Source organism: Siculibacillus lacustris, assembly GCF_004328075.1.
Taxonomy (GTDB): Bacteria; Pseudomonadota; Alphaproteobacteria; order Rhizobiales; family Ancalomicrobiaceae; genus Siculibacillus; species Siculibacillus lacustris.
Window position 1 is genome coordinate 39,717 of sequence record NZ_SJFN01000014.1, and the last position, 24,749, is coordinate 64,465.

21 protein-coding genes and 1 tRNA gene are annotated in these 24,749 nt (G+C 69.5%); 8 read left to right on the plus strand and 14 right to left on the minus strand.

Going from position 1 to position 24,749, the window contains the following annotated elements; all coding sequences use genetic code 11:
• Positions 1 to 116: 116 nt before the first annotated feature.
• The 7 genes from EYW49_RS10905 to EYW49_RS10935 form a co-directional block, all read right to left on the minus strand.
• Positions 117 to 1,988: a methyl-accepting chemotaxis protein gene (locus EYW49_RS10905; RefSeq protein WP_131309511.1), complete on the minus strand. Its 1,872-nt coding sequence runs from the start codon at positions 1,986 to 1,988 to the stop codon at positions 117 to 119.
• A 26-nt stretch (positions 1,989 to 2,014) separates the two neighbouring features.
• On the minus strand, positions 2,015 to 2,536 hold the full coding sequence (locus EYW49_RS10910; RefSeq protein WP_131309513.1) for a chemotaxis protein CheW: 522 nt from the start codon (positions 2,534 to 2,536) through the stop codon (positions 2,015 to 2,017).
• A gap of 3 nt (positions 2,537 to 2,539) precedes the next feature.
• Positions 2,540 to 4,279 carry a methyl-accepting chemotaxis protein gene (locus EYW49_RS10915; protein WP_131309515.1) on the minus strand — a complete coding sequence of 580 codons (1,740 nt, stop codon included), beginning with the start codon at positions 4,277 to 4,279 and terminating at the stop codon, positions 2,540 to 2,542.
• A gap of 4 nt (positions 4,280 to 4,283) precedes the next feature.
• Positions 4,284 to 4,820, minus strand: a complete 537-nt coding sequence (locus EYW49_RS10920) for a chemotaxis protein CheW (RefSeq protein ID WP_131309517.1) — start codon at positions 4,818 to 4,820, stop codon at positions 4,284 to 4,286.
• Between the two features lie 106 nt (positions 4,821 to 4,926).
• Complete coding sequence (locus EYW49_RS10925; RefSeq protein WP_131309519.1) at positions 4,927 to 6,954, minus strand: chemotaxis protein CheA; 2,028 nt, start codon at positions 6,952 to 6,954, stop codon at positions 4,927 to 4,929.
• On the minus strand, positions 6,951 to 7,319 hold the full coding sequence (locus EYW49_RS10930; RefSeq protein ID WP_131309521.1) for a response regulator: 369 nt from the start codon (positions 7,317 to 7,319) through the stop codon (positions 6,951 to 6,953). The genes EYW49_RS10925 and EYW49_RS10930 overlap by 4 nt, the downstream gene beginning before the upstream one ends.
• Positions 7,291 to 7,656 carry an STAS domain-containing protein gene (locus EYW49_RS10935; protein ID WP_131309523.1) on the minus strand — a complete coding sequence of 122 codons (366 nt, stop codon included), beginning with the start codon at positions 7,654 to 7,656 and terminating at the stop codon, positions 7,291 to 7,293. Before EYW49_RS10935 ends, EYW49_RS10930 begins: the two co-directional genes overlap by 29 nt.
• Before the next feature lie 403 nt (positions 7,657 to 8,059).
• Here EYW49_RS10935 and EYW49_RS10940 point away from each other — a divergent pair, with 403 nt between their 5' ends.
• The gene (locus EYW49_RS10940; protein WP_228259573.1) at positions 8,060 to 9,169 is read left to right on the plus strand and encodes a methyl-accepting chemotaxis protein; all 1,110 of its coding nucleotides are present in this window, start codon (positions 8,060 to 8,062) and stop codon (positions 9,167 to 9,169) included.
• A 74-nt stretch (positions 9,170 to 9,243) separates the two neighbouring features.
• On the opposite strand, the gene EYW49_RS10945 is transcribed toward EYW49_RS10940, so the two are convergent.
• Together EYW49_RS10945 and EYW49_RS10950 are read right to left on the minus strand one after the other, a co-directional pair.
• Positions 9,244 to 10,473 carry a GGDEF domain-containing protein gene (locus EYW49_RS10945; RefSeq protein ID WP_131309527.1) on the minus strand — a complete coding sequence of 410 codons (1,230 nt, stop codon included), beginning with the start codon at positions 10,471 to 10,473 and terminating at the stop codon, positions 9,244 to 9,246.
• Between the two features lie 266 nt (positions 10,474 to 10,739).
• Positions 10,740 to 10,814, minus strand: a tRNA-Lys gene (locus tag EYW49_RS10950).
• 175 nt (positions 10,815 to 10,989) lie between these two features.
• Between EYW49_RS10950 and EYW49_RS10955 the strand changes: the two genes are divergently transcribed.
• Positions 10,990 to 11,970 (plus strand): aldo/keto reductase, encoded by a 981-nt coding sequence (locus EYW49_RS10955; protein ID WP_131309529.1) that lies wholly within the window; start codon positions 10,990 to 10,992, stop codon positions 11,968 to 11,970.
• Positions 11,971 to 11,991: 21 nt separating this feature from the next.
• Here the strand turns inward: EYW49_RS10955 and EYW49_RS10960 are convergent, their stop codons facing one another.
• Positions 11,992 to 12,714, minus strand: a complete 723-nt coding sequence (locus tag EYW49_RS10960; RefSeq protein ID WP_228259574.1) for a CDP-alcohol phosphatidyltransferase family protein — start codon at positions 12,712 to 12,714, stop codon at positions 11,992 to 11,994.
• A 245-nt stretch (positions 12,715 to 12,959) separates the two neighbouring features.
• Between EYW49_RS10960 and EYW49_RS10965 the strand changes: the two genes are divergently transcribed.
• Positions 12,960 to 13,994, plus strand: a complete 1,035-nt coding sequence (locus tag EYW49_RS10965; RefSeq protein ID WP_131309531.1) for a Gfo/Idh/MocA family protein — start codon at positions 12,960 to 12,962, stop codon at positions 13,992 to 13,994.
• A 16-nt stretch (positions 13,995 to 14,010) separates the two neighbouring features.
• Positions 14,011 to 14,994: a Gfo/Idh/MocA family protein gene (locus EYW49_RS10970; RefSeq protein WP_131309533.1), complete on the plus strand. Its 984-nt coding sequence runs from the start codon at positions 14,011 to 14,013 to the stop codon at positions 14,992 to 14,994.
• 77 nt (positions 14,995 to 15,071) lie between these two features.
• Here EYW49_RS10970 and EYW49_RS10975 read toward each other — a convergent pair whose 3' ends face one another.
• Genes EYW49_RS10975 through EYW49_RS10990 form a run of 4 tightly spaced genes read right to left on the minus strand, consistent with a single transcriptional unit; the run spans position 15,072 to position 19,873 of the window.
• Positions 15,072 to 16,352, minus strand: a complete 1,281-nt coding sequence (locus EYW49_RS10975; RefSeq protein WP_131309535.1) for an acetoin dehydrogenase dihydrolipoyllysine-residue acetyltransferase subunit — start codon at positions 16,350 to 16,352, stop codon at positions 15,072 to 15,074.
• Entirely contained in the window at positions 16,349 to 17,326 is a 978-nt protein-coding gene (locus EYW49_RS10980; protein WP_131309537.1) for an alpha-ketoacid dehydrogenase subunit beta, read from the minus strand. The genes EYW49_RS10975 and EYW49_RS10980 overlap by 4 nt, the downstream gene beginning before the upstream one ends.
• A gap of 10 nt (positions 17,327 to 17,336) precedes the next feature.
• The gene (locus tag EYW49_RS10985; RefSeq protein ID WP_228259575.1) at positions 17,337 to 18,353 is read right to left on the minus strand and encodes a thiamine pyrophosphate-dependent dehydrogenase E1 component subunit alpha; all 1,017 of its coding nucleotides are present in this window, start codon (positions 18,351 to 18,353) and stop codon (positions 17,337 to 17,339) included.
• Between the two features lie 23 nt (positions 18,354 to 18,376).
• Positions 18,377 to 19,873 carry an FGGY-family carbohydrate kinase gene (locus EYW49_RS10990; protein WP_131309539.1) on the minus strand — a complete coding sequence of 499 codons (1,497 nt, stop codon included), beginning with the start codon at positions 19,871 to 19,873 and terminating at the stop codon, positions 18,377 to 18,379.
• A 219-nt stretch (positions 19,874 to 20,092) separates the two neighbouring features.
• Here EYW49_RS10990 and EYW49_RS10995 point away from each other — a divergent pair, with 219 nt between their 5' ends.
• The 4 genes from EYW49_RS10995 to EYW49_RS11010 all read left to right on the plus strand — a co-directional run bounded on the left by EYW49_RS10995 (position 20,093) and on the right by EYW49_RS11010 (position 24,735).
• Positions 20,093 to 21,109, plus strand: a complete 1,017-nt coding sequence (locus tag EYW49_RS10995) for a sugar-binding transcriptional regulator (protein WP_228259576.1) — start codon at positions 20,093 to 20,095, stop codon at positions 21,107 to 21,109.
• Between the two features lie 52 nt (positions 21,110 to 21,161).
• Positions 21,162 to 22,049 carry an NAD(P)-dependent oxidoreductase gene (locus EYW49_RS11000; RefSeq protein WP_131309541.1) on the plus strand — a complete coding sequence of 296 codons (888 nt, stop codon included), beginning with the start codon at positions 21,162 to 21,164 and terminating at the stop codon, positions 22,047 to 22,049.
• Positions 22,050 to 22,155: 106 nt separating this feature from the next.
• Entirely contained in the window at positions 22,156 to 23,145 is a 990-nt protein-coding gene (locus EYW49_RS11005; RefSeq protein ID WP_131309543.1) for an autoinducer 2 ABC transporter substrate-binding protein, read from the plus strand.
• Between the two features lie 93 nt (positions 23,146 to 23,238).
• Complete coding sequence (locus EYW49_RS11010) at positions 23,239 to 24,735, plus strand: sugar ABC transporter ATP-binding protein (RefSeq protein ID WP_131309545.1); 1,497 nt, start codon at positions 23,239 to 23,241, stop codon at positions 24,733 to 24,735.
• Positions 24,736 to 24,749: the final 14 nt, after the last annotated feature.

Sequence of the window (24,749 nt, forward strand, 5' to 3'; positions counted from 1 at the left end):
CGCCTGGCCTGCTGGGTGATGGCGGGTAGGAACGGCGCAAGGGAGCCGCCGTGCGGCGCCCCCCCCGGCAGGTGGGATCGGCGTCCCCGGCGCCGCAGCGCCGGAGACGTCGGAGCTCAATAGCGTTCGAATTCGGCGTCGCGGGAGTCGTTGCCGCCGAGATCGAGGGCGATGCCGTTGGCCCGCCGGGCCGCCGGACGATGGCGGGAGACCGCGGCCGAACCCGGCGTCCGTCCCTCCGACGCCGGGGCCAAGCCGAGCTTGACGGCGATCGCCGCCCGCTCGGTCGCATAGGACGAGCCTTTCGGCGCACCCGTCGATCGGACCGCGACCGGGGCATGCACCGGCGCGCGGACCGGGGCGGCCTCTGTGCCGTCGATGCGGAAGTAGGCGATCGACGACTGCAGCTGCTCGGCCTGGGCGGCGAGTTCTTCCGAGGTCGCCGACATCTGCTCGGAGGCGCCGGCGTTCTGCTGGATCACCTTGTCGAGCTGCTGGATCGCCTGATTGACCTGATCGGCGCCGATGTCCTGCTCGCGACAGGCGGCGCTGATCTCTTCGACCAACTCGGCGGTCTTCTTGATGTCGGGCACCAGCTTGGCCAGCATCTCGCCGGCCTCGCGGGCGACCGTGACGGTCTGGGTCGACAGCGTGCTGATCTCCGCCGCGGCCGTCTGGCTGCGTTCGGCGAGCTTGCGCACTTCCGAGGCGACCACCGCGAAACCGCGGCCGTGTTCGCCGGCCCGCGCCGCTTCGACCGCCGCGTTGAGCGCCAACAGGTCGGTCTGACGGGCGATCTCCTGGACGAAGCCGATCTTCTCGGCGATCGTCTGCATCGCCTGGACGGCGCGGTTGACCGCGGTCCCCGAGGCCTGGGCATCGGCCGACGACTGGCGGGCGATCTTCTCGGTCTGGGTGGCGTTGTCGGCGGTCTGTTTGATGTTGGCGGCCATCTCTTCCATCGACGACGAGGCCTCTTCCGCCGCGCTCGCCTGTTCGGTGGCGCCGGCCGACAGTTCCTCGGCCCCGGCCGACAGCTCCTGACTGCCCGCCGACACGTTCTCCGCCGCGGCCAAGGCATCGCCGACCACGCTGCGCAGCTTTTCCACCATGCGGCTCAAGGCATGGCCGAGCGTGTCCTTGTCGGACAGCGGCGTCGGCTCGACGCTCAGATCTCCGGCGGCGATCGCATCGGCAATGTCCGAGGTCGCCTTGAGGTTCGCGACCATCCGGTTCATCGCGACGACGAGATCCTTGATTTCGTCGTTGGCGCCGTGATCGACGGTCTGGCCGAGATCCCCGAGCGCAACCGCATCGGCGAGCGCGCCGGCCCGCTTGAGGCCGCGGCTGATCGACAACAGGATCCACAGGCCGGCACCGATGGCGATCAGCACCGATCCGATCGCCGACAGGATCAGCAGGCGCTGAGCGCCCTCGAAGGTCTCGTCCATCTGCGCCTGCGCCGTGGTCATGCGACCATGGTTGATGGCGATGAGCTTGTCGAAATCCTTGGTGATGACGACGGTGGCTTCTTCAGCCTTGGTCTTTGAAATTCCGGTGGCCTCGTCCTGCGCTGCCGGATCGTTCTTGGCGACCAGCGCCAGGATCTGCGCCTGTGCCCCTTGCCAGACCTTCAGCCATTCGTCGACGTCGGTCAGGATCACCTTGCCTTCGGGGCCGGTGGTCGAGCGGAATTTCTCGATCTGGGCGAGGAAGTCGGCCCGGATCTTGGTGAGCTCGGCCGCATTGCTCTGGATCTCGTCGGCGTTGCGCGACAGGATCAGGTTCTTCTCGGCCCGATGGGTGCGCAGCAGCGCATCTTGCAGGGCGGTCGTCTGCTCGACGCGTTTGACCGGTCCCTCCATCATCGTATCGGAGAGATGATTCTGAATGCCGAGACTCTGGATGCCCAGGACCGCCATTCCGGCGGCCAGCAATATGAGCAACACGAAGGTGAGCCCCAACTTGAGTTTGATGGTCAGACGCATGGGAACACACCTTCTTGAGAGGACGCTCAGGCGACGGCCCGAACTTCGGGCGAGGGGGAGACGACTCCGAGGGCGTTGGTGTCCTCGGTCGAGAAGAGTTGGGCGAGGTCGAAGATGACGACGAATTTCCCGTCGCGATGGCCGACGCCGGCGATATAGGCCGAGCGCCAACCGACGCCGACGTCCGGCGGCGGCTCGATGTCGGCGGCGTCGAGGGCCATCACCTCGATCACCCGGTCGGCCACCAGGCCGAGTACCAGGCGACGTCCGGCGACGGCGACCTCCAACACCAGGATGCGGGTGGTCTCGGTCGCCGGAATCGCCGGCAGGCCGAGTTTGGTCCTGAGATCCAGCACCGGCACGCTGCGGCCGCGCAGATCGATCAGGCCGAGGACATGGGTCGGGGTCTCGGGAACCCGGAACACCGGCTGCATGTCGAGGATCTCGAGCACCGTGTCGACCGGCACGGCGAAGACCTCCGCGCCGATGCCGAGCGACACGAATTGGCTCTCACTGGAGGTCCGCAGCGTCGTGGGGGCTTTGCTCATGGCTCAATACCGTTCGAATTCGGCGTCACGGGCGTCGGCACCGGCCGAACCGAGGTCGAGCGCGACCCCGGCGATGCGCGCCGAGCCCGGCCGCTTGGTCGCGACGGTCGGGCGCGACGACTTGGCCGCCGGCGCCGCCGAGGTGAAGCCGAGCTTGGTGGCGAGCCCGGCCGACGCCGCGGTGCGCACCGGCGCCCGCACCGGAGCCGGAGCCGCGGCCCGCACCGGCGCACGCGCCGGGGCGGCGTCGGTGCCGTCGATGCGGAAGTAGGCGATCGACGACTGCAACTGCTCGGCCTGGGCGGCGAGCTCTTCCGAGGTCGCCGACATCTGCTCGGAGGCGCCGGCGTTCTGCTGGATCACCTTGTCGAGCTGCTGGATCGCCTGATTGACCTGATCGGCGCCGATGTCCTGCTCGCGGCAGGCGGCGCTGATCTCTTCGACCAATTCGGCGGTCTTCTTGATGTCGGGCACCAGCTTGGCCAGCATCTCGCCGGCTTCGCGGGCGACCGTGACGGTCTGGGTCGACAGCGTGCTGATCTCCGCCGCCGCCGTCTGGCTGCGTTCGGCGAGCTTGCGCACTTCCGAGGCGACCACCGCGAAACCGCGGCCGTGTTCGCCGGCCCGCGCCGCTTCGACCGCGGCGTTGAGCGCCAGAAGGTCGGTCTGACGGGCGATCTCCTGGACGAAACCGATCTTCTCGGCGATCGTCTGCATCGCCTGGACCGCGCGATTGACCGCGGTCCCCGAGGCCTGGGCATCGGCCGACGACTGGCGGGCGATCTTCTCGGTCTGAGTGGCGTTGTCGGCGGTCTGCTTGATGTTGGCGGCCATCTCTTCCATCGACGACGAGGCCTCTTCCGCGGCGCTCGCCTGCTCGGTGGCACCGGCCGACAGTTCCTCGGCCCCGGCCGACAGCTCCTGGCTGCCCGCCGACACGTTCTCCGCCGCCGCGAGAGTCTCCCCGACGATCGTCCGAAGCTTCCCGGTCATGACATTGAGCGCGTCGACGAGATCGCGGATCTCGTCGCGACTGCTCACCGTGATCGTCTGATTGAGGTCGCCGCCGGCGACGGCATTGGCGAGCGTCACGGCGCTCGAGAGACCGCGGCTGATCGTGTAGGAGATCCACACCCCGGCGCCGATACCGACCACCAGCACCAGCCCGCAGGCGATCACCAACAGCTGGCGCATCGATGCGAAGTCGGACGACGTCTTTTCCCGCGTCTGCTGCACGACCTGATTGTTCAAATCGATGATTTCGACGAGTTCCTTGTCGATCTCGGCGGTAAAGATCCGCGCCTGACCGATGGCGAGATCCTTGGCTTCGGCCAACTGGCCGGTCTTCATGAGCTCCCGAGCACGATCCTGCACCGCGACCCACTTCTGCCAGGGACCCTGCATGATCGCGATCTTCTTCTTGCCCTCGGGAGAGGCGATCGCATTCAGCTTGTCGAGACGATCGACGAACTTGTTGCGGCTCTCCAGTTCCTGCGCCGCATATTTGGCGACGTCCGTCGCGGTGTCGGACAGCAACATGTTCTTTTCGGCCCGCAGGATCGTCAGCATGTCGTTTTGCAACGAAGACGCCAGCGTCGAACGTTCGACCGGGCCGCTCAACAAGTCACCCATGGCGGTATTGAGGGAGCCGAGGCTGGAGATGCCGAGCCAAGCCATCGCACCGGCGAGCAGAATGACGATCGCGAAGGTGGCGGCGAGTTTCTGTTTGATGGTCACGCGCATGGTCTCAGTCCCTCAGGCTCGTATCGGATTGACGAGCGGTACTCCGCCCGGCGGCGACGTCGTTCGCGAACTCCGGCCGGTCCCGTCCGATCGACGAGAACACCGCCGCGAGGTCGAGCACGACGACGAAGGCGTCGTCGCGTTTGGCGATGCAGTGGATGAATTCATGGCGCCACATCATGCCGATCCGCGGCGTTTCTTCGAGCGAGGAGGCGGCCATCTCGGTGACCTCGTAGACCTTGTCGGCGAGCAGGCCGACCGTCGTCTGATCGCCGTCGAGATCGATCTCGAGGACGACGATCCGGGTGTCGAGGGAGTCCGGCCGCTTGGTCATGCCGAACTTGTGGCGCAGGTCGGCGAGCGGCACGACCTTGCCGCGGACGTTGATCAGCCCGCCGACGAAGGGATTGCTCGTCGGCACTTCGGTGATCGGCACGAGATCGAGAATCTCTCGGACGTATTTGGCCTCCAGAGCGAAGACGTTGTCGTCCAGGCTCAAGGTGAGGACTTCCAATGCGCTGCGATCGGTCGTTTCGTTCATCGTTGCCCCCAGGGCCTGTTCGCTCCACCGGAGCCCGTCCGCGCCGTGGCACGGACCGTCGATCCATCGTGTCGGTCGCGGGAGATCGCGGCCGCCGTCGGCCCGCTCACCCCACCGCCTTCAGGCGCTCTTCCTGGGCCTGGCCGAAGCCGACCAGTTGCGCGACGTCGAGAATGAGGGCGACGGCCCCGTCGCCGAGGATCGTGGCGCCCGAGAACATCTGGATGTCGGCGTGCAGCTTCGACAGCGACTTGATCACCGTCTGGTGGTCGCCGATCACCTGGTCGACGACCAGGCCGACCTTGAGGTCGCCCGACGACACCACCACCACCTTCTGATAGCGGTCGGCCGGGACCTTGGCCGCGAACAGCTCGCGCAGCCGCAGGAACGGCACCAGATCGCCGCGGATGTTGAGGAAGCTCAGGCCCCGCGACCGCGCGTCCTCTTCGCTCGACAACTCGACGCATTCCTCGACCGCGTTGAGCGGCACGACGTAGCGGCCGTTGCCGACCCGGACCAGGAGCCCGTCGATGATCGCCAGGGTCAGCGGCAGACGCAGCGTCACCCGAGTCCCCTGTCCGGCGGTGCTCGCCAGATCGATGCTGCCGCGCAGGCCCTCGATGGTGCGCTTGACCACGTCCATGCCGACGCCGCGGCCCGACATGCTGGTCACCGTCGCGGCCGTCGAGAAGCCGGGGAGGAACAACACCTGGAACAACTCGGCGTCGCTCAGCACCGCATCGGCGGCGATGAGGCCGCGCTGGACCGCCCGTTCGCGGATCCGATCGCGATCGAGTCCGCGGCCGTCGTCGGAGAGACGGATCAGCACTTCGGTCCCGGCATGTTCGGCCGACAGCACCATCCGTCCGCTGTGGCTCTTGCCGGCGGCGAGACGCTCCTGCGGATCTTCCAGACCGTGGTCGATGGCGTTGCGGATCATGTGGACCAGCGGGTCGTTGAGCTGCTCGATGACCGTCTTGTCGAGTTCGGTCTCCTCGCCCTGCATGATCAATTCGACCTGCTTGCCGAGATCGCGGGACAGGTCGTGGACGACGCGGCGGAACCGCCCGAACAGCGAACCGATCGGCACCATGCGGATGCCCATCGTCGTGTCGCGCAGTTCCAGCACCAGCCGTTCGATTTCTTCGGCGACCGCCTTGACCGACGGATCGCTCGACGCGACCGAGATCTGGCGCAGGCGCGATTGGGTGATCACCAGTTCGCCGACCCGCTCCATCAGCTCGTCGAGCCGTTCGGCGGGAACGCGGACGCTGGAATTGGCGCGGGCGGCGGCGGCATCGCGGCGCGCATCGGGCGTGGCGGTCGACGGAGCGGTGGCCGGGGCCGGCGCGGCGATCTTCGCCGACGCGGCGGGGCCCGGCGCCGGGACGGTCGCCCCCTCGGACGGCGTGGCCGCGGCGACCTCGAGCGGCGAAATCTCCAGCGTCATTTCGTCGCGAATGAACATGAAGACGTCTTCGATCGTCGACAGCGGCTCCGACGTGGTGAGGTCGACCTCCCAGGTGACGTGGCAGACCGAGGGGTCGATATCGGCGAGGCCGGGGACGGCATCGGTGACGGCGGTGACCGTGGCGGCACCGAGGCTGCGCAATTCGTCGAGAATCAACAGCGGGTTGGTGCCGTTGGCCATGGCGTCGGCCGGCAGTTTCATACGGATGCGCCACGTCGCCGCGACCTCAGGCGCGCCGCTCGGCGCCGCCGCGACCACGGTGGTGGCCACGGTGGCGGCACCAGCACCGGCAGGTGCGATGATCCGCCGCAGGTCGTCGAGCACCGCGTCGCCCGCCGCCGAATCGGCGGCTTCGGGCTCTTCGATCAGGATGCGCATATGGTCGCGGGCCCGGAGCGCCACCGCGATCAGCTCGCGGTTGGGCGCCAGAGTGCCTTGGCGGACCTTGTCGAAGGCGGTCTCGACGTGGTGGGTGAACCCGGCCACCACTTCGAATCCGAACATCGATCCGGATCCCTTGATGGTGTGCAGGGCGCGGAAGGCGGTGTCGATCAGAGCGCCGTCGCCGGGGGCCCGCTCGAGATCGAGCAGGGTGGTTTCGAGCAGTGCCAGCAGATCCTGCGCCTCCTGGCGAAAGATCTCTTTGGGGTCGGAAATGTTCACTGGCCCAACACCTTCTTGGCGAGAGACAACAATTGCGCGGGTTGGAACGGCTTGGTGATCCAGCCGGTCGCACCGGCCGCCTTGGCCTCGGCCTTCTTGTCACCGTCGGATTCGGTGGTGACCAGGACGATCGGCACGCCGGTCAGGGCCGGCAATTTGCGCAGCGCCCGCACCAGGGTGACGCCGTCCATGACCGGCATGTTCAGATCGGTCAGGACCATGTCGACCTTGGCGCCGCGCGCCGCGGCCAGCCCCTGGGCGCCGTCGGCGGCCTCGAGCACGGCGTAGCCGGCACCCGACAGCGTCATCTTGATCATCTGCCGCATGCTCGCGGAGTCATCCACGGTGAGGATGGTCTTGGGCATCGTCCGTCTCCTTGTCGAGGGTGGCCCAGAAGGCGCGATCGGCATCGGACGCGACGGCGGCCGTGCCGACCAGGCCGGCGCGCGTTGCCGCATCGTGCAGGACACCATGGCGAGTGTGGGTGATCGACAGGCTGCGGCCCGTCAGAGAAGCGGTCTTGCGAGCCGCCAGGAGCAGCTGAAGAAAGCTGAAATCGACCTCGGTCGCGTCGGTACAATCGAGATCGACCGTTTGATTCGACTCAAGAAATTCTGAAATGGTCGCGTGAATTTCTGCCGAATTCCGAATCGTCAGATTTCCGGCCAAAGATATCCGGTGTCTCTCTTTGGATTCCGACATGTCTTTTCCTCGTTTCGGCCCGCGGATCGGTTTCAGACAATTGTCATTTCTGACTCTCGTATTTCTACATATGCCGGGTTTTGCTTCAAAGGCGACCGGCCTTGTTACTGAGATACAACCTGAAAAAGTTAAATATCAGTTTGATTCGGGGCTCACTGTTTAAGCGAGGTATTCGCGCGATGCCGATCAATCGTCGCAGGCGGCCCGAGGGGGTACTCTTACGCATGACACCGCATGGCCATACGCCCGGGTATTGACGCGACATTTACCCCTGCGGCCGCATCCTCCCGGTGGATCGGCAGACCTACGCCGTGGGCGGACGAGGCCCCGGCGGCGCTCGCCATCGAAGCGCAGGCCACGACGGCGGCGGGCTTCATCGTTCGTGATGCGAGAATTGGAAGTCATGGTCACGCCGAGCACACGTCCCGCCGATCCGATCCGCGCCGCGCCGGACTGGAACCCGCCCCCCGATGGCACCGCCTTCCTGGAGCGCTGGCTCGGGTTGTCGCTGACTCAGCAGCGGGCCCTGCGGGCGCTGATCGACGAGGTCGGCCTGACCTCGGATCACACCGAGAGCAATGTTCAGGACCTGTCGGTCCGCTTCCAGCAGATCGCCGCGACCACCCGCCAGCAGGCGACCACCGTCCACGACATGGTCACCTCGATCCGCACGGTCCGCATCGACGGCGCCGAGATCCCGCTCGCCGACGTCGCCGCCGGGCTCGGCGCGACGCTCCACGGCCTGATCGACAAGGTCTCCGGCCTGTCGTCGCGCGGCGGCGCCCTGGTCGGCGCGCTCGACGGTGTCCTCGATGAACTGAAGTCGGTCGAGACCAGCGTCGCCGAGATCGACAAGATCAACCGCCAGACCAACCTTCTGGCGCTCAACGCCAAGATCGAGGCGGCCCGCGCCGGAACCGCCGGGCTCGGCTTCGCCGTCGTCGCCGACGAGGTCCGCGATCTGGCCAAGGCGGTCAATACGCTGTCCTCGGTGATCCGCGGCCAGATCGGCTCGATCGCCGGCGGCCTGCGCAAGAGCCACGGGTTGTTGGAAGAGATCGCCGCGGTCGACATGTCGGCCGAGAACCACGCCGCCGACGTCCGCGTGCGCACGGTGATGCGCAGCCTGATCGACCAGAACAGTCGCTTCGCCGACGTACTGCGCGAAACCGCGGCGACCACGGAGAAGATCACCGGCGACGTCTCCGCCGCGGTGGTCGGCATGCAGTTCCAGGATCTCGCCAAGCAGCAGCTCGAGAACGTCGCCGGCGTGCTGCGGACGCTCGCCGACGCCCAGTCCGGCCTGTCCGCGGACACCGTCGAGGGCACCGACCTCGACCGCGACGCGGCGACCCTCGATCGCGCCCTCGCCGACCGGATCCTCGCCGGCTGCACCCTGAGCGAGGTCAAGAAGCGCCTGAGCGCCGCCCTGCTCGGCACGCCGCTCGTCGAGACCCGCGCCGGCCCTCTCGCCGCGCCGATCGCCGACGACGACGGCATCGAATTCTTCTGAGATCGACGACGCACGTCGCCGCTCCGGGTGAGACCCGCGGGTGGCACGCCACCGCGCGCCCACCCCCTGTGCCGTCAGAACCCGGAGACCAGCGCCGGAGTCGGCGGGGCGGCGGCGTCCGGCTTGGCCGGGGCAGCACGACGCCCCCGATGAACCACCACCCGGTCGCGACCGCCGCTCTTGGCGGCGTAGAGCGCACCGTCGGCGGCACAATGCAGGCCGTCGTAGTCGCGACCGGCTTCGCCGACGCCGGCGACCCCGCAACTGACCGTCATGCGCAATTCGCCGACCGGGGTGGCGATCCGCAGATCGGCGATCGCACCGCGGATCCGTTCGGCGAGATCGGCGGCCTCGATCAGCGCGGCATCGGGCAGGAACAGCGCGAATTCCTCACCGCCGACGCGTGCGGCGATGCTGCCGGCCGGCGCCGCCGCCGCCAGCGTGGCGGCGAATTCGGCGAGCGCGCGGTCGCCGATCGGATGTCCATGGGTGTCGTTGACCCGCTTGAAATGGTCGATGTCGAACAGGATCAGGGCGCCGAGGCCACTGGCCTCGGCGAGGAGCGGCAGACTGCGGTCGAGGAAGTGGCGACGATTGGCGAGCCCGGTCAGTTGATCGGTCTCGGCGGCGATGCGGAAGCGCTGCTGCGAGCGCTGTCCGATCAGCACCAGCTGCAGCAGCCCGAGGAACACCGCGAAGATCGAGGATTCGATCAGGCCGAGACCGCCGAACAACGACGACGGCGTGACGATCGCCGCGGGGCCGAGGGTGGTGACGAGGCTCGACGCAATCTCGAGCACCAGCTTTCCGGCGTGGACGACGACCAGACCGATGGTCAGCCCGACCGCCGTCGACGGGGTCTTGCGATGGAGGCCGAGCAGCCCCCAGACGATCGCCAGGAGATAGACCAGCTCGATCGCCGCATTGACCAGCGCGCGCAGGGTCATGTCGGCGAAGGCCTCGCCGGTCAGCGAGACGGCGAGCCAGATCAGCGCACCGGCACCGGCCGCGAGGCGATCGAACCGGCCGGTGCGACCGGCGAATCGCCGATACCCGAGCCACAGCGCGCCGAAGCTGGCGAGGAGCAGGGCCCCGGGCGCCGGGATCGCGACGAGTGCGGGGAGCAGACGGCGCAGCGACACGATCAACATCGTCGCGGTGGCGAAGAAATAGCCGAGGCTCCAGTAGAGAATGAAGACATCGCTGCGCGCAACCCGCCAGATCAGCACGAGACTGATGCAGATACACAGGCAGGCCACCGATATGGTGATCAACAGAGTCGGAATATGGAGAAACGCACCCACGATGACCCGACCCGTGTTCCGAATGCGGCCGCATGCCGCGCAAGCAGAATTGCGTATCTAGCGATGCGACGGCGCCTCAGTTCGAAACCTAGGCCACACGACTGAATTTTCTGTAATGAAATCCATCACAAATCGAACCGAGGACGGCGGCGGCCGGCTGTCGCTCGCCCGCCGTCGGCGGCGCGACGTCGTGCCGAGACGGGGTCCCACGCGATATCGCCGCGGGGTCGTCTCGTGCCGGAACAGGAGTGATCGATTCGCATTCTTGGTGAGCCGGGCGGGGATCGAACCCGCGACCACATGATTAAAAGTCACGTGCTCTACCACTGAGCTACCGGCCCCCGAAGGCGCGCGGACCATAGGGGGAGGGGTCGGGCGGGTCAAGACCGCCGTCGCGCGCGCCGCGCGTGCGCTTCCGCGGGGCTTGCCTCGGCGCGCGCGCCGTCCCACCATGCCGCACCCCTCGCGCGCATCGCCCCTCGCGGCCCGATGCGGCCCCGCCTCTCGGAGGATCCCATGGACTACGTCAAACTCGGCTCGACCGGTCTCGAAGTCTCGCGCCTGTGCCTCGGCTGCATGACCTACGGCGTGCCCGAGCGCGGCGCTCATCCCTGGACGCTGCCCGAGGAGGCGAGCCGGCCGCTGATCCGCCGGGCGCTCGAGCTCGGCATCACCTTCCTCGACACCGCCAACGCCTATTCGGACGGCACCTCGGAAGAGATCGTCGGCCGCGCGGTGCGCGATTTCGCCCGCCGCGACGAGGTGGTGATCGCCACCAAGGTGTTCACCCGCATGCGCCCCGGCCCCAACGGCGCCGGCCTGTCGCGCCGCGCCATCTTCGCCGAAATCGACGCGTCGCTGCGCCGCCTCGGCACCGACTGGATCGACCTGTGGCAGATCCACCGCTGGGACTACGGCACCCCGATCGAGGAGACGCTGGAGGCGCTCAACGACGTGGTCAAGTCCGGCAAGGTGCGCTACCTCGGCGCCTCGTCGATGTACGCTTGGCAGTTCGCCAAGGCGCTCGGCATCCAGCGCACCGAGGGCTGGAGCCGCTTCGTGTCGATGCAGAACCATCTCAACCTGCTCTATCGCGAGGAGGAGCGCGAGATGCTGCCGCTCTGCGCCGATCAGCGCATCGCCGTGCTGCCGTGGAGCCCGCTCGCCCGCGGCCGCCTGACCCGCGATTGGACCGAGACCAGCGAGCGCCAGAACTCCGACGTCTTCGGCCATACGCTCTATGACGCCACCGTCGAATCCGATCGCCGGGTGATCGAGGCGGTCGCCGCGGTCGCCGCCGCCCGCGGCGTGCCGCGCGCCCAGGTCGCGCTGGCCTGGGTCGCCACCAAGCGCCCGGTCACCGCGCCGATCGTCGGCGCCTCGAAGCCGCAGCATCTCGACGACGCCGTCGCCGCCCTGTCGCTGGCCCTCACGCCGGAAGAAATCGCCACGCTGGAGGCGCCCTACCTTCCCCACGCCGTCGCCGGATTCCGCTGAAGCCCCGCGCGGGCGGAGGGCTCAGTCCTCCGCCCAGGGCGAGGCGCGCACCACCAGCGGCAGCGCCAGGAAATAGATCGCCACCGCCACGAAACCGGCCTTGATCATCCACCCGACCGCGAGGTCCTGGAGGATCGCCGCCGCCGACAGGCCGAAGAAGGCGACCGAGACCAGCACCGTCGCCACCCGCACGCGTTCGACCCGCAAAGGATGAACGAACACCACCGGCGCGAACATCGCCGCGGTGCCGATCACCAACAGCCCGGCGGCGATCGGCCAGGGCAACCGCAGCACGAAGAGATAGAGCACCGCGACGTTCCAGATCGCCGGGAAACCGCGGAACCAGTGGTCGGCGGTCTTCATCCGGGTGTCGGCGAAATAGAGCGCCGAGGCCAGGGTGACGATCAGCCCGAGCCAGAAGGCCACCGGCGTCGGCATCAGATCGGAGCGCCACAGGGCGATCACCGGCACCAGAACATAGGTCAAAAAGTCGACCACCAGATCGAGCACCACCCCGTCGATGCGCGGCGCCGTCTCGGTGACCTTGGCGGCGCGCGCCAGCGTCCCGTCGATGCCGTCGATGAACAGGGCGAGGCCGAGCCAGGCGAAACAGGTCGCGAAATCCCGTTCGATCGCCGCATAGAGGGCGAGCAGCGCCACCGCGCCGCCCGAAGCGGTGAACAGATGGACCGAGAACCCGGCCGCTCGCCGCACCGGTGCCGGCCCGTCGTGCCCCATCGTCATCCGCTTCAGCCCCTGCCGATCGGGCGGCACCCCCGTGCGCCCCTGCGAGCCGGATCGGCTCCGCGGCTAAAAAGCACGCGCGGGCGCTTCGAGCAATCCGGGACGACCGCGATCTTCCCCGTCGGCCGCGGAAAAGCGCGTCGTCGACTGGACGAAGTCGCCCGGAGAGGCGAAGCTGCCCGGCCGCCGCTCGGCCCCTCCGAGAGGCCCCGCCGCCCGATGCCCTCGCCTCGCCGGAGTCCGCCATGTCGCCCGCCCCTCTCCGTCTCGGCATCGTCGGGCTCGGCATGGCGGTCAAGCCGCACGCCGCGGCGCTCGCCGATCTCGCCGATCGCATCACCGTGGTCGGCGGCTACGCACCCTCGCCCGCCCGCCGCACCACCTTCGCCGCGACCACCGGCTTCCCCGTCACCGACGACCTCGACGCGCTGATCGCCGATCCGAGTGTCGCGGCGATGCTGATCCTGACGCCGCCGCCGAGCCATCTCGATCTGGTCGCGCGCTGCGCCAGCGTCGGCAAACACGTGTTGCTGGAAAAGCCGCTGGAGGTGACCCTGCCGCGCGCCTCTGCGCTGGTCGCCCGGATGGAGGCCGCCGATCGTCGCCTCGGCGTGGTGTTCCAGCATCGCTTCCGCCCGGTGGTCCAGCGCCTGCGCGCGGTGATGGCCGAAGGCGCGCTCGGCGATCTCATCGCGGCCTCCGTCGAGGTCCGTTGGTGGCGGCCGGCGAGCTACTACGTCGACGGTCGCGGCAGCCGGGCGCGCGACGGCGGCGGCGTGCTGCTCAGCCAGGCGATCCATACCCTCGACGTGTTCTGTACCCTGGTCGGGCTGCCGGCCGAGGTGTTCGCCTACACGGCGACCAGCCCGAACCGCGCCGTCGACACCGAGAACGTGGTCGCCGCGGCGCTGCGCTTCGGAAACGGCGCGATCGGCACCCTCGGCGCGACCACCGCCGCCGACCCGGGCTTTCCCGAGCGCATCGAGATCACCGGCACCCGCGGCACCGCCACCCTCGAAGGCGACGCCCTGCGCCTGCACTGGAGCGACGGCCGCGACGAGATCCACGACGGTAGCGGCGCGACCGGCGGCGGCGCCGACCCGATGGCCTTCGACCACGGCCCCCATCGCGCGCTGATCGCCGACTTCGCCACGGCGATCGCGGACGGCCGCGACCCCGAGACCAGCGGACGCTCGGCGCTCGCCGTCCATCGTCTGATCGAGGCGTTGCTGCGCTCGGCCGCCGAGCGGCGCGCCGTGGCGCCGCACGCCGCGGCGTGAACAGAGGAAGCGATCCATGCGCGAAATTCGGTGGGGCATCATCGGTTGCGGCGACGTGACCGAGGTCAAGAGCGGCCCCGGCTTCCAGAAGGCGGCGCACTCGCGGCTGGTGGCGGTGATGCGCCGCGACGGCGCCCGCGCCGAGGACTACGCCCGCCGCCACGGTGTGCCGCGCTGGAGCGACGACGCCGAGGCGATCCTCGGCGCCCCCGACATCGACGCGGTCTATGTCGCGACCCGCCCCGACAGCCACGCCGACTACGTCCGCCGCGCCGCCGCCGCCGGCAAGGCGGTCTATGTCGAAAAGCCGATGGCGCTCGATCACGCCGAAGGACTCGCCATGATCGCGACCTGCGAGGCGGCCGGCGTGCCGCTGTTCGTCGCCTATTATCGCCGCGCCATGCCCTATCTGCTTCAGGTCCGCCACCTTCTCGCGGAAGCGGCGATCGGCCGGGTCCTCGCGGTGCGGGTGACCCAGTTCGCCCGGCCGCCGGCGGCAGCCGAGATCGCCGACGGCCGCCTGCCGTGGCGGCTCGATCCGGCCTTCGGCCGCGGTGGCCTGTTCTTCGAGACCGCCTGCCACGCGATCGACGCCCTCGACTTCCTGTTCGGGCCGATCGACGCCGTCCACGGCTTCGCGGCGAACCGCCGCGGTCTCTCGCCGGCCGCCGACACCGTCGCCGCCTGCTGGCGCTTCGCCGACGGCACGCTCGGCTCGGGCACCTGGGCGTTTGCCGCCGACCGCGCCGACGAGGGCATCGAAGTGATCGGCAGCGACGGCAGCCTGACCTTCCACCCCTTCACCTTCGCGCCGATCACCCTGGTGCGCCGCGGCGAGGTCGAACGCTTCGCGATCCCCTCCCCCGCCCATGTCCAGCAACCGCTGATTCAGACCATCGTCGACGAACTGCTCGGCCTCGGCACCTGTCCCAGCACCGGCCGCTCCGCCGCCCGCACCGCCGCGGTGGTCGAGCGCATCCTCGCCGATTCCCGCCCCTGACCCGGACGCGCCGATGCCGATCGTGATGCCGGCCCATCCGATGCGCCTGTCCGGCGCCGAACTCGCCCCGCTCGGAGTCAGCCGAGCAACGCGTCGACCGCCGCAGGCGCGTCCCACTGCGGCAGATGGCCGGCATCGGCGATCAGATGGATCGCCACCCGGCTCGGCAGCGCCGTCACCTGCGTCCACGGGATGATCCGGTCGTCGAGGCCGAAGATCACCCGCACCGGCACGGCGATCCGCGCCAGATCGCCGATCACGTCGATCTGCTGGCGCCCGTCGGCGACGAAGGCGGCGGCGAGCGCATCGAGCCGCCCGTCGCCGAGGCTCGCCGCCATCCGGTCGAGCTCGATCGCTGAGAGCACCGGCGGCCGCCGCGCCACCCGCCGCAACAAGTGCGCCAGCCCGCCGCCCGAGGAGATCCGCGCCACGCCCGCGACGAAATCGGCGTCGATCTCGCCGCCGAGCCCGGCCGGCGCGATCAGCGTCAGCGAGCGTGGCCGGATCAGTTTCGCCGCCGCCGCGCGGGCCACCACCGCGCCGCCCAGCGAATGGCCGACGAACTCGGCCTCGTCGAGGCCGAGGGCGGCCGCGAAGGCGCCGAGCGCCGCGACCAGATCGTCGAGATTTTCGGCCGCCACCGGCGTCGCGCCATGGCCCGGCAGATCGACGGCGATCACCCGCACCCCACGCCGCGCCAACCCGGCGGTGAGCCCGGCCCAGACCGAACCGTCGCCGGCATAGCCGTGCACCAGCACCACCCGGCGTGCCGCATCGACCGGCCCGACCCCGCGCCAGGCGAGGCGCCCGACCGCGGTCTCGACGAAGGCGACGTCCGGGGCGGCGGGCAGCGGCGTTCCCCCGATCGCCGCCGCCACGTCGCTGCGTTCGATGCGGCCGCGCCGCCCGCTGCCGACGATCGCGTCGAGCCCGAGCCCGGCCTCGCGGGCGAGGCGGCGGGCCGGCGGCGTCGCCCGCGGCCGCGGGGCGGCTTCGGCGGCGAGCGGTTCGGGTCGATCGACCGCCGGCACCGCGGCCGGCATGGACGGGGCGGTCGGCACCACCGCCGGCACTTCGACCGAGGCCGGGGTTTCGGCCGGCACCGCGGTCGCGGCCCCACCGGCGCGTTCCCAGCGGCCGATCGGCGCGCCGACCTCGGCGTCGTCGCCCTCGGCGACCAAAATCTCGGTGAGCCGCCCGTCCTCGAAGGCCGGCAGTTCGACCGTGGTCTTGTCGGTCTCGATCTCGGCGATCACTTCGCCGCGGCGGAAGCTCTCGCCCGGCTTCTTCAGCCAGGCGACCACGCGCCCGGTCTCCATGGTCTCGCCGAGGCGCGGCAGGCTCAGGATCTCGCTCATCGGCTCAACATCCGCGTCAGGGTCTCGACCACCAGTTCCACCGACGGCACCGACCCGGCTTCGAGCTCGGGCGAAACTGGAATCGGAATGTCCTCGCCGGCGATGCGGATCACCGGATCTTCGAGGTAGTCGAAACACTCCTCCGAGATCCGCGCCGCCAGTTCCGCCGCCACCCCGGCGGTCAACGGCCCTTCCGACAGGGCCACCGCCCGGCCGGTGCGATTGACCGAAGCGATCACCGTCTCGATGTCGAGCGGCGCCAGGGTGCGCAAGTCGATCACCTCGACGTCGTGGCCGAGGGCGGCGAGACGGTTTGCCGCCTCGAGCGCCACATGGACCATCCGCGAATAGGTGACGATCGTCGCGTCGCGGCCGGGACGCCGCACGATCGCCTTGCCCCACGGCGCCGGAGCCCGGGTCAGATCGGCGGTTTCCTTGCGCGCGTAGAGCGCCTTGTGCTCGATGAACACCACCGGGTCGGACAACGTCAGGGCCTGGCGCAGCAGGTGATAGGCGTCTTCCGCGGTGGCCGGCATGGCCAGCCGCAGCCCCGGCGTGTGCATCACCCAGGCCTCGAGACTCTGGGAATGCTGGGCGCCCGCCGAGCGGCCAGTGCCGCCCTGGGTGCGCAGCACCATCGGCACGCCGATCTGGCCGCCGAACATGTAGCGGATCTTGGCCGCCTGATTGGCGAGCTGGTCCATCACCAGCCCGAGGAAGTCGACGTACATCAGCTCGGCGACCGGCCGGAGCCCGGTCATCGCCGCGCCGACCGCGGTGCCGACGATGCCGGGCTCGGAGATCGGCGTGTCGATCAGCCGCTCGGGTCCGAATTCCTCGATCAGTCCCTTGGTGACGCCATAGGCCCCGCCATAGGCGCCGACCTCCTCGCCGATCACCACGACCCGGTCGTCGGCCGCCATGGCGTCGCGCAGAGCGTCGCGCAGGGCGTCGCGATAAGTGATCTCGACCATCGTCGCTTCCTCAACTACGGGCCAGCACGCGCGCGATGCGGGTGCGGACGGATTCGGGTTCGGGTTCGCCGACGGCGAAGACGTCGCGGAACATCGAGGCGAGCGCCGGCGCGGTCGCGGCGGTGGCGAAGTCGACGGTCGCCGCCATTTCGGCGCGTGCCGCCGTGTCGATGGCGTCGAGAGCGGCGGCCTCGCTGAGGCCGCGCTCGATCAGCCGAGCGCGGGCGAAGGCGATCGGGTCGCGCTTGCGCCCCGCCGCCTCCTCCTCCGGCGAGCGATAGGGGCTCTTGTCCATCCGGCCGTGGCCGAAGAAGCGGTAACAAGTCACCGCAAGGTACCCCGGCTGCCCGGCCCGCGCGCCGTCGACGATCTCGCTCGCCGCGGCATGGACCGCCTCGACGTCCTCGCCGTCGACCATCGCCGCGGCGAGGCCGAAGGCGCGCGCCCGCTGGTCGAAGGCGGTGACCTTGGTGGCGTGGTCGATGCGGGTGGCCATGCCGTATTGATTGTTGACGCAGACGAACACCACCGGCAGCTCCCACAGCGCCGCCATGTTCATGCTCTCGTAGAGCAGGCCCTGCTGCATCGCGCCGTCGCCGAAGAAGGCCACCGCCACCGCGCCGGTACCGAGGCGCTTGGCCGACAGCCCGGCGCCGACCACGTGGGGAATGCCGCCGCCGACGATGGCGTTGGCGCCGAGATGGCCGAGCGCCATGTCGGCGATGTGCATCGAGCCGCCTTTGCCGCGGCAGTAGCCGACCTCCTTGCCGGCGATCTCGGCCATCATCCGGTCGGGCGCGGCGCCGCGGGCGAGGAAGATGCCGTGACCACGATGGTGGGTGGTGAAGCGGTCTTCCGGCTTCATCGCCGCCGAGACCCCGGCAGCGGCGGCCTCCTCGCCGATCGACAGATGCAGCATCGACCCGGCGGTGCCGCCGCGGACGTAGAGATCGGCGACGTGCTCCTCGAAGCTGCGGATGCGGCGCATGGTGCGATAAAAGTCGAGGAGCGGGGTATTGATCGGCATGGGGACCTCTCGAGGTTCCGCCGTCACGACGGACGGAACGGCTTCAGCGCGGGATAGAGCCCGAGCCAGCGGCGATGGAGGGCGTCGTAGAGCGCGACTTCCCGCGGTCGCGGCTCGATGCGACGGCCGGGGCGGACCATCGCGGCGATACCGTCGTCGATGGTGGCGAAGGCACCGATCCCGACCCCGGCCAGCACCGCGCAACCGAGCGCCGGCGCCGCGGTCGATTCCGGCACCACCACCGGCAGACCGGCGACGTCGGCGTGGATCTGCAGCCACAGGTTCGACTGGGTGGCGCCGCCGCCGACCACCAGCTCGCGGCTGGTGAAACCGGCCTCGGCCATGCGGTCGAGGATGGCGCGGGTGCCGAAGGCGATGCCTTCCATCACCGCCCGCATCAGATGCGGCAGGCCGTGGGCCAGCGTCAGCCCAACGATCGCCCCGCGCGACAGGGGATCGGTGTGCGGCGTGCGGTTGCCCTGGAAGTGATCGAGCACGAACAGCCCGTCCGAGCCCGGCTCGAGCGCCGCCGCCAGCGGTTCGAGGGCGGCGTAGTCGAGGGTGCCGCCCGACAGGCGGCCGAGCCAGGCGAGGATCGATCCGGTCGAGGTCTGCCCGCCTTCGATCACGAAGCGCCCGGGATAGACCGCGTCCGGATAGGCGCCCCACAGGCCGGCGATCGACACCGGCCGATCGGCGACGCCGAACTGCAGATGCGACGATCCGGTGATCAGCGCCAGTTGCCCGGGTTGGGCGACGCCGAGGCCGATCATGCCGATCAGTGCGTCGGCCCCGCCCTGCACCACCTGCACGGTCTGCGGCAGACCGAGATGGGCCGCGGCGGCCGCGGTCAGCGGGCCGATCGGCGCGCCCGGGGCCAGCACTTCGGCCGGCCACTTGACGGCCAGGGCCGACAAACCGAGTTTCTCCAGCAGGCCGAGCGGCGCCCCGCCGGGCCGCCGCGACGACCAGTGCCAGCGGATCGACGCGTTGTCGAGGCTCGCCACCCGTCGTCCGGTCAGATGCAGATTCAGGAAATCCTGATATTCGCACACCGTCACGGCGCGGGCGAACACCTCGAGCTCGTTGCGGGCGAGCCACAGCGCCTTGGGGATCATCCATTCCGCCGACACCGGCCCGTGACCGGCGCCGTTGACCGCCAGCGCCTCGTCGCCGGTGGCCAGCACCGCGTCGGCCTCGGCGCTGGCGCGCACGTCCATCCAGATGATCGCCGGGCGCAGAGCCCGGCCGGCGGCGTCGAGCACCACGACGCTGCAGCAGGTGGTGGCCAGCGACATCGCGGCGATCTCGGTCGGAGCGACGCCCGCGTCGGCGACCGCGCCGCGGACCGCCACGCCGATCGCCCGCCACCAGTCGTCGGGATCCTGTTCGGCGCGGGCCCCGGCCGAAAACCGGGTCTCGTAGGGCGACGCCGCGGTGCCGAGACATCGCCCGGAAAGATCGAACACCCGCGCCCGCAGACTCTCCGTGCCACCGTCGACGCCGATCACCAGGCTCATGGCTTCCTCCCGTCGGTCGCGCCGCGCGCGCATCGGCGACCGTCTCTGCACGTCCTCCGTGTCGTCGCCTCGCCCCGCGCGCGCCGATCGCGATCGACCCGGCCGGAAGCTTCGTCTGCACTTTTGTCGTAGACGACGACAATAGACATAACACTTGCCGTCAGCCGCGACATTTGTCAAGGTGACACGCTCGCCGCGCCGCCGACCGGACACCGATCGATGATCGCACTCGACCTCAACCACGATTCCGACGACGCCCTGATGGTGCGGGCCGCGTGGCTGTACTATGTCGGCGGGCTGAATCAGGAGGAGACCGCGGCACGTCTCGGTCTGCATCGCTCGCGGGTCAATCGGCTGCTGTCGGAGGCCCGTGACAAGGGTCTGGTCAGCATCACCATCCAATCCGATCTGGTGCGCCTGCTCGAGGTCGAGCATCGCCTGGAGGCGCAGTTCGGGCTCGACTTCTGCGTCACCACCCCGCCGATCGGCTTCGAACGGATCGGCCGCCGCCGCGAGACCACCGCCCTCCAGGCCGCCGTGGCCCGCCGCGCCGTCGGTGCCGCCGCCGCGCATTTTCTGAAAGGCAAGCTCGAGAAGGGCCCGGCGACCATCGGCGTCGGCTGGGGCCGCACGCTGGAGCAGATGGCGATGCAGCTCACCGGGGTGCGCAACCCCGAGGCGCGCTTCGTCTCGCTGATGGGCTCGCTCGACCGCAACCTCGCCTCCAATTCCTTCGAAGTGATCCAGCTGCTGGCCGGACGGGTCGGCGGCCAGGGTCATTTCCTCGCGCTCCCCTTCGTCGCCGACACCGAGTCCGACCGCGACGTATTCATGTCGCAGCGGACCGTCGCCGGCACCCTCGCGGTGGCCCGCGCCGCCGACCTCCATATGATCGGCGTGGGCGAGCTCGCCGCCGATGCCTTCCTCACCGAACGCGGCATGTTGTCCAAGGAGGACCTCGCCAGCCTGCACGCCGCCGGCGCCGTCGCCGACACCCTCGGCCACTTCTTCGACGCCGACGGCGGCGAGATCGACCATCCGCTGTCGCGGCGCACGCTGGCGATCGGCCTCGCCGACCTGCGCGAGACACCGGTGGTGCTGATCGCCGGCGGCATCTGCAAGGTCCGGGCGATCACCGCCCTGCTGCGCTCCGGCGTCGTCGACGGTCTGGTGATCGACGGCGACACCGCACTCGAACTCGACGAATTCAGCCGCGCCTCGAACGGCCGGCGCTGAAGGACGGCCGACCCCCGGCGCAAGATCGGGGGCGGCAACGGAGGAAACGACGATGACGCAACCAGCCGTGGACATCGGGTTCATCGGCCTCGGCATCATGGGCCGAGGCATGGTCCGCAACCTGGTGGCCGCCGGGCACCGGGTGACGGCGTGGAACCGCACCGCCCGCGCTCTGCCGCCGCAACTCGCCGGCCTGCCGCTCGCCGCCACGATCGCCGAGGCGGTGGCGGGCAAGCCCTTCGTGATGATCTGCCTGACCGGGCCCGACGCTCAGCGGGCGACGCTGACCGCCCCCGGCGGCGTCTTCGAGAGCGCCGCTCCCGGCACCCTGATCGCCGACGCCACCACCACCGATCCCCACCTCACCGCCGAACTGGCGGCGGCGGCGGCCGCCCGCGGGCTCATTTATTTCGACACGCCGGTGTTCGGCTCCAAGGGCGAGGCCTGGGACGGCCGGCTCGACTTCGTGTGCGGCGGCGACGAAGCCCGCTTCGAAGAGATCCGCCCGATCCTCGCGACCATGGCCGCCACCGTCCACCGGCTCGGTCCCTCCCCGGCCGGCGCCAGCATGAAGCTGGTCGGCAACCTGCTGGTCGCAGCACAAATGGCCTCGCTCGGCGAGGCCCTGTCGATGGCCCGCAAAGCGGGGCTCGCGCCGGACGCGGTGATGTCGGTGCTCGACGTCACCGACTTTTCCTCGGCGCTGATCCGCGGCGTCGGCCGCGCCTCCTTCGCGGGCGACTTCGCCCCGAGCTTCTACCTCGAGCACATGCTCAAGGACGCCCGCCTGATCGGCGCCTACGCCCGCTCGCTGGCGGTTCCGACACCCAATTCCGCGGTGATCGGCGAACTCTACCAGGCCGCGATGAACCGCGGCCTCGGCAAGCTCAACGCTTCGGCGCTGCACCGGATGATGTTCGAGATGTCCGGCCTCGCCTGAGCCACGAAGAACGTCGCGGATCCGTGGCCGTGGGCCGCCGACGCAAGACGCGCACCGCCTTCACCGGACGGACGACGTCGATCCAGAAACGGCCGAGGAAAACGCCATGCTCAAGAAGCTCCTGCTCACCTCGAGTGCCCTCGCGCTCACCGTCGCCGTGGTCGGCTCGGTCGCCTCCGCCGCCGACACCAAGTACACCATCCCGACGATCGTCAAGATCAGCGGCATCCAGTGGTTCGACCGCATGGAACAGGGCGTCAAGAAGTTCGCCCAGGCCACCGGCATGAACGCCTATCAGGTCGGCCCGCCGAAGGCCGACGCCCAGATCCAGGTCCAGATCATCGAAGATCAGATCGCCAAGGGCGTCCATGCCCTGACAGTCGTGCCCTTCTCGCCGGAAGCGCTCGAGCCGGTGCTGAAGAAGGCCCGTGACAAGGGCATCAAGGTGATCTCGCACGAAGCCGCCGGCCTGAAGAACGTCGACTACGACCTCGAAGCCTTCTCCAACGCCGCCTATGGCGAGCACTTCATGAAGGCGCTCGCCGCCTGCATGAAGGAGAAGGGCGAATACGCCACCTTCGTCGGCTCGCTGACCTCCAAGTCGCACAACGAATGGGTCGACGCGGCGATCGCCTATCAGAAGAAGAACTATCCCAACATGAAGATGGTCGGTTCGAAGAACGAGACCTTCGACGACCAGCAGCAGGCCTATGCCAAGACCCAGGAACTGCTGCGCGCCTTCCCGAACGTCCGCGGCTTCGAAGGCTCCGCCTCGACCGACGTCGCCGGCATCGGCCTCGCCCTCGAGGAACGCGGCATGTCGAAGGACACCTGCGTGGTCGGCACCTCGCTGCCCTCGATCTCCACCCAGTACCTCGAGACCGGCGCCGTCGACATGATCTCGTTCTGGGATCCGGCCGACGCGGCCTACGCCATGGACACGATCGCGGTCGACCTGCTGAACGGCAAGAAGCCCGCCGCCGGCCAGGACCTCAAGGTGCCCGGCTACGGCAAGATCACCATCGAAGGCAACGTCATCTACGGTCAGGCGTGGATCGACGTGACCAAGGAGAACGCGTCGAAGTATCCGTTCTGACGGATCGCCTCTACCCCTCTCGCCACGAGCCTCCGGCCGCGCACCCCGCGCGGTCGGATGGTCCCTGGTCCCGCCCGAGGATGCGCCACAGCCATGCCCGACGTGCCGGCTCCCTTCATCGTACTCGATCACCTCGTCAAGACCTTCGCCGGCGTGAAGGCTCTGACCGACGTGGGCTTCTCCATCGCGCCGGGGGAGGTCGTGTGCCTCGCCGGCGAGAACGGCAGCGGCAAGTCCACCCTGATCAAGATCCTCGCCGGGGCCCAGGCCCCCGACGACGGCACCATCACCATCGACGGCCGCGTCCACCACCGGCTCGGCCCCCGCGCCGCGGTCGCCGCCGGCATCCAGGTGATCTTCCAGGACTTCTCGCTGTTCCCCAACCTGACGGTCGCCGAGAACATCGCCTTCTCCACCAGCCTCGCCGCCGGCAGCCGCTGGGTCCGGCGCGGCCGCATGCGCGAAATCGCCGCCGCGGCGCTGGCCCGAGTCGGCGTGACCATCGACCTCGACACGCCGGTCGAGAAACTGGCGGTCGCCGACAAGCAACTGGTGGCGATCTCGCGCGCTCTGGTCTCCGACGCCCGTCTGATCATCATGGACGAACCGACCAGCGCGCTGACCGAACGCGAGGTCCGCGCCCTGATCGCCATCATCCGCCGCCTCAAGGGCGACGGCGTCGCCGTGCTGTTCGTCAGCCACAAGCTCGCCGAGATCTTCGAGGTCTGCGAGAAGATCGTCGTCCTGCGCAACGGTCGCAAGGTGATCGAGGCCCCGGCCGCCGAATTCGACCCCGCCACCCTCGCCTTCCACATGACCGGCCGCCGCTTCGAACCGGCACCGCCGACCCCCGGGTCGACCGATGCGCCGCCGATCCTGGAGGCCGCCCACCTCACCCGCGCCGGCCAGCTCGACGACGTCGGCTTCACCCTCCACGCCGGCGAGGTCCTCGGCATCACCGGCCTGCTCGGTTCGGGGCGCACCCAACTCGCCAAGGCGCTGTTCGGCCTGACCCCGATCGATTCCGGCACGATCCGGATCTGTGGCCGCGACATCGCCATCCGCTCGCCGCGCGCGGCGATCGCCGCCGGCATCGGCTACGTGCCGGAAGATCGCCTCACCGAGGGCCTGTTCCTCGCCCAGTCGATCGGCCGCAACATCGCCGTCGGCCGGCTCGACGCCCACGCCGGTTTCGCCGGCATCCTCGACCGCCCGGCCTATGCCACCGAGATCGACCAGTGGTTGGAGCGGCTGCGCATCGCCGCCCCCGACGCCGCGACCCCGGTGCAGTCCCTGTCGGGCGGCAACCAGCAGCGCGTCGTGCTCGCCCGCTGGCTCGCCACCAACCCCAAGATCCTGATCCTCAACGGCCCGACCGTCGGCGTCGACGTCGGCTCCAAGAGCGACATCCACGCCATCGTCGCCGGCCTCGCGGCCGCCGGCATGGGGCTGATCGTCATCTCCGACGACGTGCCCGAGATCCTCGCCGTCAGCCATCGCATCCTGGTGATGAAGGCCGGACGGATCGTCGACACCTTCGCCGGCGGGGCGATCGGCGAGGCCGATCTCGCTCGTCGTCTCGCCAGTTGAGCCGGAAGGAAGAC

Coding starts and splice junctions, on each gene's coding strand:
- EYW49_RS10905 (WP_131309511.1), bottom strand. CDS start 1,988: ATGCGTCTGACCATCAAACTCAAGTTGGGGCTCACCTTCGTGTTGCTC.
- EYW49_RS10910 (WP_131309513.1), bottom strand. CDS start 2,536: ATGAGCAAAGCCCCCACGACGCTGCGGACCTCCAGTGAGAGCCAATTC.
- EYW49_RS10915 (WP_131309515.1), bottom strand. CDS start 4,279: ATGCGCGTGACCATCAAACAGAAACTCGCCGCCACCTTCGCGATCGTC.
- EYW49_RS10920 (WP_131309517.1), bottom strand. CDS start 4,820: ATGAACGAAACGACCGATCGCAGCGCATTGGAAGTCCTCACCTTGAGC.
- EYW49_RS10930 (WP_131309521.1), bottom strand. CDS start 7,319: ATGCCCAAGACCATCCTCACCGTGGATGACTCCGCGAGCATGCGGCAG.
- EYW49_RS10935 (WP_131309523.1), bottom strand. CDS start 7,656: ATGTCGGAATCCAAAGAGAGACACCGGATATCTTTGGCCGGAAATCTG.
- EYW49_RS10940 (WP_228259573.1), top strand. CDS start 8,060: ATGGTCACGCCGAGCACACGTCCCGCCGATCCGATCCGCGCCGCGCCG.
- EYW49_RS10955 (WP_131309529.1), top strand. CDS start 10,990: ATGGACTACGTCAAACTCGGCTCGACCGGTCTCGAAGTCTCGCGCCTG.
- EYW49_RS10960 (WP_228259574.1), bottom strand. CDS start 12,714: ATGACGATGGGGCACGACGGGCCGGCACCGGTGCGGCGAGCGGCCGGG.
- EYW49_RS10965 (WP_131309531.1), top strand. CDS start 12,960: ATGTCGCCCGCCCCTCTCCGTCTCGGCATCGTCGGGCTCGGCATGGCG.
- EYW49_RS10970 (WP_131309533.1), top strand. CDS start 14,011: ATGCGCGAAATTCGGTGGGGCATCATCGGTTGCGGCGACGTGACCGAG.
- EYW49_RS10975 (WP_131309535.1), bottom strand. CDS start 16,352: ATGAGCGAGATCCTGAGCCTGCCGCGCCTCGGCGAGACCATGGAGACC.
- EYW49_RS10980 (WP_131309537.1), bottom strand. CDS start 17,326: ATGGTCGAGATCACTTATCGCGACGCCCTGCGCGACGCTCTGCGCGAC.
- EYW49_RS10985 (WP_228259575.1), bottom strand. CDS start 18,353: ATGCCGATCAATACCCCGCTCCTCGACTTTTATCGCACCATGCGCCGC.
- EYW49_RS10990 (WP_131309539.1), bottom strand. CDS start 19,873: ATGAGCCTGGTGATCGGCGTCGACGGTGGCACGGAGAGTCTGCGGGCG.
- EYW49_RS10995 (WP_228259576.1), top strand. CDS start 20,093: ATGATCGCACTCGACCTCAACCACGATTCCGACGACGCCCTGATGGTG.
- EYW49_RS11000 (WP_131309541.1), top strand. CDS start 21,162: ATGACGCAACCAGCCGTGGACATCGGGTTCATCGGCCTCGGCATCATG.
- EYW49_RS11005 (WP_131309543.1), top strand. CDS start 22,156: ATGCTCAAGAAGCTCCTGCTCACCTCGAGTGCCCTCGCGCTCACCGTC.
- EYW49_RS11010 (WP_131309545.1), top strand. CDS start 23,239: ATGCCCGACGTGCCGGCTCCCTTCATCGTACTCGATCACCTCGTCAAG.